9 protein-coding genes and 1 pseudogene are annotated in these 11,600 nt (G+C 61.9%); 3 read left to right on the forward strand and 7 right to left on the reverse strand.

The window, feature by feature from the left end:
* Nucleotides 1-103 precede the first annotated feature (103 nt).
* Entirely contained in the window at nucleotides 104-799 is a 696-nt protein-coding gene (locus tag ACQKEN_RS25010; RefSeq protein WP_427689458.1) for a pirin family protein, read from the reverse strand.
* A 373-nt stretch (nucleotides 800-1,172) separates the two neighbouring features.
* Between ACQKEN_RS25010 and ACQKEN_RS25015 the strand changes: the two genes are divergently transcribed.
* Nucleotides 1,173-3,602 carry a UvrD-helicase domain-containing protein gene (locus ACQKEN_RS25015; protein ID WP_427689463.1) on the forward strand — a complete coding sequence of 810 codons (2,430 nt, stop codon included), beginning with the start codon at nucleotides 1,173-1,175 and terminating at the stop codon, nucleotides 3,600-3,602.
* An 18-nt stretch (nucleotides 3,603-3,620) separates the two neighbouring features.
* On the opposite strand, the gene ACQKEN_RS25020 is transcribed toward ACQKEN_RS25015, so the two are convergent.
* Entirely contained in the window at nucleotides 3,621-3,884 is a 264-nt protein-coding gene (locus ACQKEN_RS25020) for a DUF1652 domain-containing protein (protein WP_265385837.1), read from the reverse strand.
* A gap of 420 nt (nucleotides 3,885-4,304) precedes the next feature.
* On the opposite strand from ACQKEN_RS25020, the pseudogene ACQKEN_RS25025 reads away from it, so the two are divergent.
* Nucleotides 4,305-5,060: pseudogene (locus ACQKEN_RS25025) on the forward strand (MCP four helix bundle domain-containing protein); the annotation flags it as partial.
* Complete coding sequence (locus tag ACQKEN_RS25030; RefSeq protein ID WP_427689464.1) at nucleotides 5,052-5,915, forward strand: methyl-accepting chemotaxis protein; 864 nt, start codon at nucleotides 5,052-5,054, stop codon at nucleotides 5,913-5,915. The pseudogene ACQKEN_RS25025 and the gene ACQKEN_RS25030, both read left to right, overlap by 9 nt.
* A gap of 45 nt (nucleotides 5,916-5,960) precedes the next feature.
* On the opposite strand, the gene ACQKEN_RS25035 is transcribed toward ACQKEN_RS25030, so the two are convergent.
* From ACQKEN_RS25035 to ACQKEN_RS25055, 5 genes are all read right to left on the reverse strand, one after another.
* Entirely contained in the window at nucleotides 5,961-6,941 is a 981-nt protein-coding gene (locus ACQKEN_RS25035) for a 2-hydroxyacid dehydrogenase (protein WP_427689459.1), read from the reverse strand.
* A 15-nt stretch (nucleotides 6,942-6,956) separates the two neighbouring features.
* A complete protein-coding gene (locus ACQKEN_RS25040) occupies nucleotides 6,957-8,273 on the reverse strand; it encodes an MFS transporter (protein ID WP_427689460.1) in 1,317 nt (438 codons plus the stop codon).
* A 69-nt stretch (nucleotides 8,274-8,342) separates the two neighbouring features.
* Nucleotides 8,343-9,308, reverse strand: a complete 966-nt coding sequence (locus ACQKEN_RS25045) for a sugar kinase (RefSeq protein ID WP_427689461.1) — start codon at nucleotides 9,306-9,308, stop codon at nucleotides 8,343-8,345.
* Nucleotides 9,301-10,122, reverse strand: a complete 822-nt coding sequence (locus tag ACQKEN_RS25050) for a sugar phosphate isomerase/epimerase family protein (RefSeq protein WP_427689462.1) — start codon at nucleotides 10,120-10,122, stop codon at nucleotides 9,301-9,303. Before ACQKEN_RS25050 ends, ACQKEN_RS25045 begins: the two co-directional genes overlap by 8 nt.
* Nucleotides 10,123-10,227: 105 nt before the next feature.
* Nucleotides 10,228-11,211, reverse strand: a complete 984-nt coding sequence (locus ACQKEN_RS25055; RefSeq protein WP_427689465.1) for a LacI family DNA-binding transcriptional regulator — start codon at nucleotides 11,209-11,211, stop codon at nucleotides 10,228-10,230.
* Nucleotides 11,212-11,600 lie beyond the last annotated feature (389 nt).

The following is an 11,600-nucleotide window of genomic DNA, read 5'->3' on the forward strand; positions in this document are numbered from 1 at the left end:
GAGCAGGCACTTTTGCTTACTTTTGGTGCTTTTCAAAAGTAAGTCGCCGAAGGCGAAACAGTCTGCCCCCAGGCAGACGCCCTTGATCTTGATCTACCGCTCTTCAAGCCACATCCACCAGGACGATCTCGCTGTCTTCGAGGGCCGTCACCCGCAACACACGCTCATCCTCAACCGCCACACCATCCCGCGCTTCAGCACGAACGCCGTTGACCTCGATAACACCTGTCGCAGGCACCATATAGGCCCGGCGGCCCGCATCCAGCACATACTCAGCCGTCTCACCGGCCTTCAGATTCGCCGCCACCAACCGGGCATTGGCCCGAATCCGCAGCTCGATATCGTCATCCGCCTTGCCGCTTGCCAGCGTCACGAAACCTTCGCGGTCGCCTTTCGGAAACGGCTTCGCACCCCAGGACGGCGGAGCTCCGACCTCGTCCGGCATGATCCAGATCTGGAAAATCCGCGTCTCCTTCGACTCCAGATTGTATTCACTGTGCGCCACACCCGTACCGGCACTCATCACCTGCACATCGCCCGCTTCGGTACGGCCACGGTTACCCAGGCTGTCCTCGTGAGTGATGGCGCCCTCACGCACATACGTAATGATCTCCATGTCGCGGTGCGGGTGACGCGGGAAGCCCGTGCCGGCTTCGATCACATCATCGTTCCACACCCGGAGCTGGCCCCAGTTCATACGGCTCTCGTCGTAGTAACTGGCGAACGAGAAATGGTGATGGGCGTTCAGCCAGCCGTGGTCTGCGCCGCCAAGGGATTTGAAAGGTCGAAGTTGCAGCATGATCAGTTCCTCCGTAGCAGGGCCGGGCCTGTGGCAGGGCGCCGCTGGTGATGACGTGTCAGTCGATGGAGCAATGATCTATCAACCAAGTATCGATAAAAAGCGTTAGTTCTGCATCAATGCAATCGGATAATTCGATGTGTAGCTGGTTATACAAGCTATAAACACTGTGCCCTTTATCGGCTAACTCCCTGACGGCAAAGCATTTCACTGGAGCTGAAAGACGAATGGGGCGACCATAGGCGCCTTGTTAAAAACGCTGATATCCGGAGCCCGCGTGTCGCACGATTTTTCCGCCGAGCTACCCACCGAGCCAAACCCGCTGCCGCCTGATCTGAACACCCCCGAACGCCTGCCGTTCTTCAAACGTCTCATGGCCCGCATGATGGGCGGGGGCTTGTCGCGCATGCAGGCGCAGCACGTGCCGTCGTGGCATCAGGGCCACGCCGATGGCTACCTCAATGGCCATGCCGAGGGCATGAACGAGGGTTACGCCGAAGGTCATCTGGATGGCATCGAAGAAGGCCGTCAGGTGCTGGTGATTCGCGACACCCGGCCCCTTGAGCACCGTGGCCCGAGGGTTGATGACCACCTGTTCGACGACTGGCGCCTGCCGCTGACCAACGAGCTGAAAAAGCGCATCAAGGCGGACGTCGCCGAGAAGCTGCCCGCTCACGCGCAACCCACCGCCGCGCAGTGGAAGATGATTTTCAGCGATACACCCTCGACCTATGTCATTGCCGGCGCCGGGGCGGGCAAGTCGACCTCGCTGGTGTTGCGCGTGCTGCTGCTCAATCACTACCTGGGCTTCGAGCTGGACGCCATGACCGTGGTGACCTTCACCCGCGAGTCGCGCAAGGATTTCATCAACAAGCTCATCGAAATCATGGCGCTGTGGGGCCACGAGCTGACCCTGCGTCAGGCCCGCGAGGTGGTGCGCACTTTTCATTCGCGGATCCTGCCGCTGGTGCGCAGCCTGCCGGGTTTCGAACAGTTGCAGGCGTTCGAGAACCTCAGCAGCCAGTCCGGCCAGCTGTTCGACGACAGCGCCGACAGCAACCCCTTCGACTTGCGCATCAATGACGCCCAGCGCCAACAGTTGAACCTGTGTTACCGGGATTTGTACGCCGCCAATCCGCGCTTTCGTGAAGTCATGGCGCCCTTGTACCGGCAGTCCCTGCAACTGAAGGAGCTGGACCGCGATCACCCGGACGTGCAGAAACGCATCACCGTGATGGGCCTGTCCTCCAAGCGCGACGAGGAGCTGTGCGACGTCATTGAGGACCTGTGGATTCGGGCGGGCATGTGGCCGATTCAGGGCGTCGAGCCGATGCGCCAGACCGTCGAAGTCAGCGGCCTGACCTTTCACGTCCACGGTTATGCGGCCGAGCTGGACGCCTGGATCGTCCTCGGTTTCGACCCCGGCGAAGACCAGCACCTGCGCCGCCCGGACGCCAAGTTGCCGGTGTGGGCCGAGTGGGTGATCAAGCGCACACTGTTCCAGGCGTTTTGCCGCAAGCCGGTCATCTGGCTGGAAAACTACCAGGCCTCCCGGGGCATGATGCAGTCGTTGTCCGGCGCGGCAGTGGCGGGGCCGGGGTTCGATTATAAAGTCAAAGGCGAGCTCAGCGCGGCGCCGCTGCTGGACTGTTTCGTGGCTGCGGCCAGTTTCATCGAAAACCTCGGGCTGGACGTGCCGGACGCCGTGGCGCAGATGAGCTTTTCCGATCAGGACCCTGACCGGTTTTTCTTCGAGGCGCTGAGCCTGTTCTGGAAAGCGTTCGAGAATCACCTGCTGGATCAATCGCCGCCGGTGATGACCTACAACCGGATGTTCTCGCTGTTCGGCGAAAATTCGCCGGAGAACCTCAAGCTGGTCAGCGATGCAGGGCTGCGACCGCTGTCGCATCTGATGATCGATGAGTTTCAGGACGTCTCGCCGCAGATCGTCTCGTGGATCCGCGCCAGTCTGCGCGAGATCCGCAGTCGCGGCCCGGCGCTGCATGCCGGGCGCGGTGCCCAGCGTTCATCGCTGCTGTGCGTGGGCGATGACTGGCAGTCAATCTATGGCTGGCGCGGCAGTTCGCCGAAATTCTTTATGGAGTTTGCCAAGGAGTTTTCCTCGCCCGCGACCACCAAGGTCATGCTCAGCGACAACTTCCGCAGCCACCAGCACATCATCGACGCCGCCGAGCACATCGTGCGCGCCGCGCCGGCGATCAGCGGGAAGAAGGCCCGCGCCAGCGGCCCGGAGCAGGAGCTGGTGCCGGTGACCGTGCTGGATCGCGACGATGACCGGCTGCTGGCCAGCCTGACCGAGCATTACAACGCCGGCGACTCGGTGCTGCTGTTGTACCGTAAAGGCAGCGAACGCACCCGCTTGCCGGAAGCCTTGCAGGCCCTTGCCGATGCCGATTACCGGTTGCCGCCCCAGGAGCGACGCCTGAAGCAACTGACCTACCACAGCGCCAAGGGCCTGCAGGCTGACGCGGTGTTTCTGCTGGGCGATTGTCAGCATCTGACGCAGTCGCCGTACAAGAATCAGGTCTATCAGATGGCCGGCCTGGGGCGGGAAGGGGATCTGGAGGCGTTCGACAACGCGCAGAAAGATGAGGTGTTGCGCCTGGCCTATGTAGCCATCACTCGCGCCGTTCGCCACTGCTACTGGTTCATCGACGCTGCGGGCAATGACGATGCAAATATCCCGCGGGCCTCGGCGCGGGTTGCAGGGGACAAGGCATTTTTCGACGATCGTCGAGGCGCCGCTTCATTCAGCAGTTCACTCGGCACGTCAGTCGAATAGGGCAGGACGCCCAGGCCCTCAGGCCCGGTTGAGGTACAGCGAGCGCCTCGGAATGAAGGTTTCGACCTCCAGTTCGATGGCCTCGATGATGCGCTCCACGTCAGCCGCATTCATCACGGTGGCGCACGGAATGGCGGCGATGGCGATCACCGTCTCGCCGCTGGCCCTGTCGAACAGGCGGGCCACCATGCTGCCGGGCGCGTCCATGTTGGCTTCGAAGCCCACCGGGTGAAAATGCCAGCGCATCAGCTGGCAGGCGTTCGGGAACGTGACTTTGTTCATGGACCCACCTCGTTCAATCGAGCACTTCACAAGCTCCGCAGGGTAGGGAAACGGCAGGTCTGTCCAGTTTCGGCAGCGATCGACATGTCGCTTGAGCAAGCCTGGCCCGCAGACCACGAGTCAGGTAAAGGTAGCACCGCGTTTTGACCGTGTAGGGAAATAAATCCTACATAAATGCGAATTTCATGTTTCATTGATCTTTGTCATGAATCGCTTATATCCAGGTGCATGGTTTAACAAGTGCTGAATCGTTATAGCTATCTAAAAGATTTAGTAGCCAGTTAGTTAGCACAAATATATCTCTAACGTCTTAAAGCGCCCACATGAAAGTTGATGTGCGGCCGATAGCACGGTAAGCGTCAATAAAAAGACTCGACGCTGCATCAGCCTTCAGAGAGATCTTCCATGTCGATAAGAAACATGAACATTGCGCCTCGCGCATTCCTGGGATTCGCGTTCATTGCCGCACTGGTGATTGGTTTGAGCGTGTTCTCGGTCAACCGGATGGCGGTGATTCGCCAGGCCACCATCGACATGGAGTCCAACCAATTGCCCAGTATCGCCAGTCTGAGCGAGATGCTGGAGAACAGTTTGCGGTTACGCATCACCTCCTTCCGCACCCTGGTCAACCGTGAGCCAGCGTCGCTGCGTGAAACCGAGGCGCGCATCGCCGAGCTGATCGGCAAGTTGCAGAACGCCAAAAAAGCCTACGCCGTGCTGCCTGCGGCGGGCGAAGAGCTAACGCTGTACAACCAGTTTGAAGCGACACTTGCAACGTTCCTTGATGTTCAAGCCAGGGTGCTGGACTTGTCTCGGCAGGACAAGACTGATGACATGCGCGCGATGATCAACACCCGTATGAAAGAGGCCACCGACCTCATGGGTGTTCAGATCAATCAATTGATTGCCATTAACAAGAAAGGCGCCAGTGATGCAGCGGCTATTTCGAGGCAGCAATATGACAGTGCCAACCTGAGCATCATTGCTGTGTCAGTGCTAGCCGTGCTGCTGACGATTCTGCTGGCGTGGTTGCTAACCCGCAGCATCGTCAACCCGCTCACCCGCGCGGTTCGCGCCGCAGAAGAAATTTCATCAGGCGATCTGACCCGACCCATCGAGGTCGACGGGAAGGACGAAGCGGCCCAGCTGTTGCGCGCCCTGGCAACAATGCAGCGCAACCTGCGTCAGACCATCGAGCTGATTGCCGGCTCCTCCACGCAGCTGGCGTCGGCGGCTGACGAGCTGAGCGCGGTGACAGAAGAGTCCTCGCGCGGCCTGCAGCAGCAAAACAACGAGATCGAGCAGGCGGCAACGGCAGTGAACGAGATGACCGCAGCGGTCGAGGAGGTCGCGCGCAACGCGGTGTCGACCTCCGAAGCGTCACAGCAGTCCAACCAGACCGCGCGTCAGGGCCGTGATCGGGTGGTCGAGACCGTGAAGTCGATCCAGGACATGACCCAGCAGCTTCAGGCCACTTCCGGATTGGTGGAAGGCCTGGCTGCCCAGGGCCGTGACATCGGCAAGGTGCTGGACGTGATTCGCTCGATTGCCGAGCAGACCAATCTGTTGGCGCTCAACGCCGCCATCGAAGCTGCGCGTGCGGGGGAGGCGGGTCGCGGGTTTGCCGTGGTTGCCGACGAAGTCCGCGCGCTGGCCCACCGCACCGCGCAATCGACCACTGAGATCGAACAGATGGTCGCCGGCATTCAGACCCGCACCGGCGATGCCGTTCAATCGATGTCGCGCAACACCGAGAGCACACGCACCACACTGAGCCTGGCCAGTTCGGCGGGTGATGCACTGGAGCTGATCACTGAAGCCATTTCGCAGATCAACGAGCGCAACCTGGTGATCGCCAGTGCATCGGAAGAACAGGCGCAGGTGTCGAGGGAAGTGGACCGCAATCTGGTCAACATCCGCGACCTCGCCGCGCAAACGGCGGCGGGTGCGAACCAGACCAGCGCCGCCAGCCATGAGCTGTCGCGGCTGGCGGTGGACCTGAAAGCCATGGTGGCGCGGTTTGTGATTTAACAAATACCTCTGACGCCGGGAATCTGTAGGAGCGGGCTTGGGTTTTCAACCGCGCCAGGCCCCGGGGTTGACCAGATCCTTCGGTCGCTCGCCTGCCAGGGCGGCCAGCAGGTTGTCCACGGCACAGCGGGCCATCGCCTCGCGGGTCTCGTGGGTCGCCGAGCCCATGTGCGGCGTCGCCACCACGTTATTCATCTTGAGCAACGGCGAGTCCGGGCTCACGGGCTCCTGCTCGAAGACGTCCAGCCCGGCCGCACGAATCTGACCGTTCTGTAGCGCGGCAATCAGCGCCTGCTCATCCACCACCTTGCCTCGGGCGATGTTGATGAAGATCGTCTCCGGGCGCATCAGCGCAAATTGTTCCGTGCCAATCAGCCCCTCTGTTTCGGCGGTCAGCGGCACGGTCAGGCAGACAAAGTCAGCCTCGCGCAACAGGTCTTCCAGGCTGCGGTAGCGGGCATCAAATCGCGCTTCCACCGCCGGCTTCGGTGAATGGCTGTGGTAAATCACCGGCATGCCGAAACCGAAATGACCCCGTTGCGCCACCGCCTCGCCAATCCGGCCCATGCCGATGATGCCCAGCGTCTTGCCATGCACGTCGGAACCAAAATGCGGCGGCCCGATGTTCTGTTTCCACTGGCCATCGCGAACCATATTCGCCAGTTCCACCACGCGGCGGGCCGTGGCCATGATCAGTGCAAAGCCCGTGTCGGCGGTGGTTTCGGTGAGCACATCCGGCGTGTTGGTCAGCAGAATGCCTCGCCGGGTCAGGTACGCGATGTCGTAATTATCGACGCCTACCGAGACGCTGGACACCGCTTTGAGCTTCGGCGCCAGGTCCAGCAGTTCGGCGCCCAGTTTCACGCTCGCGCCGAGCAAGGCATCGGCGTGGGGCAGGGCGTCGCGAAGGCGGGCCATGCCCGCGCTGGATTTCGGATCATCGATCAGCGTGACCTCGGCCTGGGCTTGGAGGCGCTGCATCAACGGCGCCGATAGTTTCTTGTACAGCACAACATGGTGAGTCATCGAAAAGGCTCCGGATCAGGAATGGGCAGGCGCAGGACGAGCGCCGGGCTTGTCGCTCAGGGGCCGGGCCTTGCTGTCCGGCTTCAGCAGCAGCGTCAGCACCACCGACACCAGCAGCGCGCCGCTCATGAACAGGTAGGAAGCGCTCAAGGTGCCGGTGACGCCATTCAGGTAACCGACGAGGTAGGAACCGGCGAACGAACCGAGGGCACCGAGGCTGTTGATCAATGCCATGGCGCCGCCCGCGACGTTGACCGGCAGGATTTCCGGGACGATGGCGAAGAACGGACCGTAAGGCGCGTACATGCAGGCGCCGGCGATGACCAGTAGCGAGTAGGACCACCAGAAGTGCTCGGTGCCCAGCGCGTAGGAACCGTAGAACGCCACAGCCGCCAGCAGCAGCGGCGGCCAGACAAAGGCTTTACGCTTCTGGGTTTTATCGGATGCCCACGACACCAGCACCATGCCGATCACCGCCGCCAGGTACGGCAGGGCCGAGAGCCAGCCGGCTTCGACCATGTCCATCTGCATGCCTTTCTTGATGATGGTCGGTAGCCACAGCACGAAGCCGTACACACCGATGCTCCAGCAGAAATACTGCGCGGCCAGCAGCAGGACGCGCGGCGAGCGGAAGGCTTCGGCGTAGTTCTTCACCGGTTTGATGCCGACCTGTTCGGCGTCGAGGCGCGCTTGCAGTTCGGTCTTTTCTTCAGCGGTCAGCCACTTGGCCTGGGCCGGACGCTCGTCCACCAGACGCCACCAGATAAATGCCCAGATCACCGCCGGCAGGCCCTCTACGATGAACATCCAGCGCCAGCTGAAGTGCGCTACCAAGTAGCCGGAGACCACCGACATCCACAGCATGGTTACGGGGTTACCGAGGATCAACACGGTGTTGGCGCGGGAGCGTTCGGCCTTGGTGAACCAGTAGCAGAGGTACACCAGCATCGCCGGCATCACCGCCGCTTCGACCACCCCGAGCATGAAGCGGATGCCGATCAGCATGTACGCGTTGGAGACGATGCCGGTCAACGTGGCCAGGCCGCCCCACAAAATCAGGCTGACGAAGATGAGTTTTTTGACGCTCTTCTTCTGCGCGTAGATGGCGCCGGGCACTTGAAAGAAGAAGTAACCGAGGAAGAACAGCGCACCCAGCAAGGACGACATGCCGGGCGTGATGTGCAGGTCTTCGGCCATCCCCGAGGCGGCGGCGAAGCCGTAGTTGGCACGGTCCAGGTACGCCAGGCTGTAGGTGATGAATACGATGGGCATGATCAATAGCCAGCGACGTTTGAGGCCGGCGTGTTTGACGGATTCGAGCAGCTTTTCCATTTCAGGCTCCCTGAGCATGTTGTTTTTGTCGCAGCAGGTGATGGAGGTTCGGTGTGCGAAAGCGAGGTGTCAGGCCCTTTGTCGTCGTGGGCCCCCCGAGAGGTCGGCGGCCTCGAGCGCAGCGCGGGTGGGCAGGCCTTCCATGTCACCACGGCTTTGCACCGCCTGGCTGCCGACCCAGTTGCCACGGGCAGTGGCCTGTTCGACCCCGAGGTTTTCCAGCAGCGCGCTGATCACGCCGACCGCAAAACCGTCGCCTGCGCCTACCGTGTCGACCACATTGGCCACCGGCACGCCGGGCAAGAACGCCTCATTGAGTTGGGTGCGGTAATACGCGCCCTTGGCGCCGAGTTTGATGATCACCGCCTCGACGCCCATGTCCAGGTAGAAACGGGCGATGTCCGCCGGGGTGTCGAAGCCGGTGAGCAATTCACCCTCCGCCAGCCCCGGCATGACCCAGTGGGCGTGACTGGCGAGGTGGTTCACTTCGCGGATCATCGTCGCCTGGCTCGACCACAGCGAAGGCCGCAGATTGGGATCGAACGACACGCTGCGACCGGCCTCGCGCATTTGCGTCATCAACACGTGGGAAAGCTCCCGGCAGGTGTCGGACAGCGCCGCCGGAATGCCGGTGGCGTGCAGATGCCGGGCCTTGAGCAGCTCGGGAACGATGTCGTTGACCGACAGGTGACTCGCCGCCGAACCGCGACGGAAGTACTCGACCACAGGGTCGGCGCCTTCGAGTTCCAGGGATTTGAACTGAAAGCCGGTGGGGTGCGCGGCGTCCACGGTGACATGGCCACAATCGACGCCTTCCTGTTGCAGGCTGTCGGTGACGAAGCGGCCCATGGAATCGTTGCCGACCCGGCTCAGCCACGCGACCTTGAAGCCCAGCCGCGACAGGCCGATGGCCACATTGCTGTCGGCGCCGGCGATGCGTTTTTCGAAGTGACGCACCTGTGCCAGATCGCCAGTTTGCTCGGCCACCAGCATGGTCATGGTCTCGCCGAACGAGAGAATATCGATCTCAGACATGGCTCAGCGCCCCCGTTTCCGTCGCGTTGGAGTGAGTGGATCGCGACTGGCCAAGGTGGGCGAGCAGGACAACCTGTTCCCGGGTCACCTGCAGCAGGTCATCGCCTTGCAGCGGGTATTCAACGGCGCGGGGCAGGTTCACCGGCATGTGCTGGATGAGCTGCTCCCACTGCTGCAGATCGGCCGACGCTGGCGGCACGGCGATGAGCTTGCCTGCCGCGTTCCGGGTGATCGCCTTGCAGTGCAGGTATTCGACGTAACGCCCCAGTTGGTGGGCGGCGTCGAGGGCGGACTGCTCCTGCCAGCGCCAGTTGCCGATGTCGAAGGTCATGCCGATGGGCATTTGCAGTGCGGTGAGCTGCGCGAAGAACTGCACGAAGGGCTCGATGCGCCCACCCTGTTCGGTCTGGTCGTTTTCCACCAGCAAGTGAACGTCGTACGGCGCCAGGCGATCGGCCAGCGCCGCCACGTCGCAGTGCTCGCCAAAATGCCCGAGCGACACTTTGAGCCAGAACGCACCGCAGGCGGTGGCCCGTTCTAGGGTCGGTCTCAGTTCGGGATTCGGCTGCGCGTCGCCTTCGAGCCACAGCTCAAGGGGCGCCGAGTACAGGCACTCCAGGCCGCGGTCCTGAATGGCGCGGGCGAGGGCAGCGAAGTCTTGGTCATCGATGCTGGGGCTGAACAGCTCTTCGCGCAGCTCGATGCGCTTGACGCCGGCATCGACCAACAGCGGGATGAAACTGGCCTGGCCTTGGGCACGTACACGGTCGGCACCGAAGGCGCCGAGGCTGATGGCAACGGATGGTAAGGTCATTATTATTGTCCTCTGAAACCGGTTACATTTTTGTTCGAACGAGCGAACCGGATAAAAGTTCGCGTCGGCGTGAAGGGTCTGACCTGCGGTATCTGTTCGCGTCTGTCAGCTCTGTCGTCGGGTCGATCCGCGGGCGATCAACTGCGCCGGGAAGTCATACAGACGTACCGGCTCCTGATCCCCACGCAGGCGATTGAGCAGGCACTCAAAGGCGGTGATGCCCATTTCGTGGGTGGGCTGGGCGAGGGAGGTGATCCCGCTGCCAACCAGCGGGTACCAGTCCAGTTCGTCGAGGGCGATCAGGCCGATGTCGTTGAACAGGTGGCAGCCCAGCTCATGCAGTTGACGGGTGGTGATCAAAGTGGCGACGCCATTGGCGGTGAACAGCGCTTTGGGGCCGGGGCCTTGTTGAGCAAGGAAGTCTCGCAACCGGCCGCGCAACGATTCGCCGGTTTCGCAGACTTGGCCACGCATGCCGGTGCGCTCGGCCATCTGTTGTTTGAAGGCGTCGACCCGCTCGATCCGTGAGCTGGTGCCGTCCTGGGGTTCGGTGACCATGAGCACGTCGCGATAACCGGCGTCCTGCAGATGATCCAGCGCTTGCCGGACCGCTGCGACGTTGTCGAGGCCGACGAGGTCGCTGTGCAGTTCATCGACCTTGCGGTCCACCAGGACCATCGGCAGTTCGCTGTGCAGTTCGCGCAGTTCGTCGAGGTGATGGCCGAGGGTGTTCACGATCAGGCCTTCGATGTTGTACGAGCGCAGGGCCGCGAGGTGCAGGCGTTCCTGTTCGTCGTCGCGGTCGGTGTTGCACACGACGAGGCTGTAACCGTGCTTGCGGCAGGCGGTTTCGACGCCGTGCATGACGGCGATGGAGTAGGGGTTGCGGATGTCGGCGACGAGCATGCCGATCAGGCGGGTGCGGCCGCGTTTGAGGCCGCGGGCCATTTGGTTGGGGCGGTAGCCGAGGGTGTCGATGGCCTGTTCGATGCGTTTGGCGATGGCTTCGGACAGCAGTTGGCGGTCATCGCCGATGAAGCGCGAGACGCTGGCCTTGGAGACGCCGGCGAGGTCGGCGACGTCGTTCATGGTGACGCGGGTGCGCGTCGGTATCGAAATGCTGTTCACGGCCTGGACCTTATTGGATTTATCAGCAGGCTTGTGGGGGAGCTATTTAGCTCTGAAACCGGTTTCAGGAGACACCAGATTCGGTGTTGACGTCAATACGCTGTTGAAGGCATCTGCCTAACGGCAGATCGTTTCGCCTTCGGCGTCTTTTCAGATCAAGAGCGTCTGCCTAGGGGCAGACTGTTTCGCCTTCGGCGAGTTACTTGATAAAGCCCCAAGTAACAAGGGCTTATGCTCCTGGTTGGGCCCCTCGTGCCTCGGGGTTCCTTCACTCCGGTCTCGCTCCGTGGGCCCGCCGCCATCCGCCATCCATGGCGGGGGGCGGCTCTCGCGGCATCCATGCCGCTCGG

Source organism: Pseudomonas sp. NPDC078416, assembly GCF_050268485.1.
Classification (GTDB): Bacteria; Pseudomonadota; Gammaproteobacteria; order Pseudomonadales; family Pseudomonadaceae; genus Aquipseudomonas.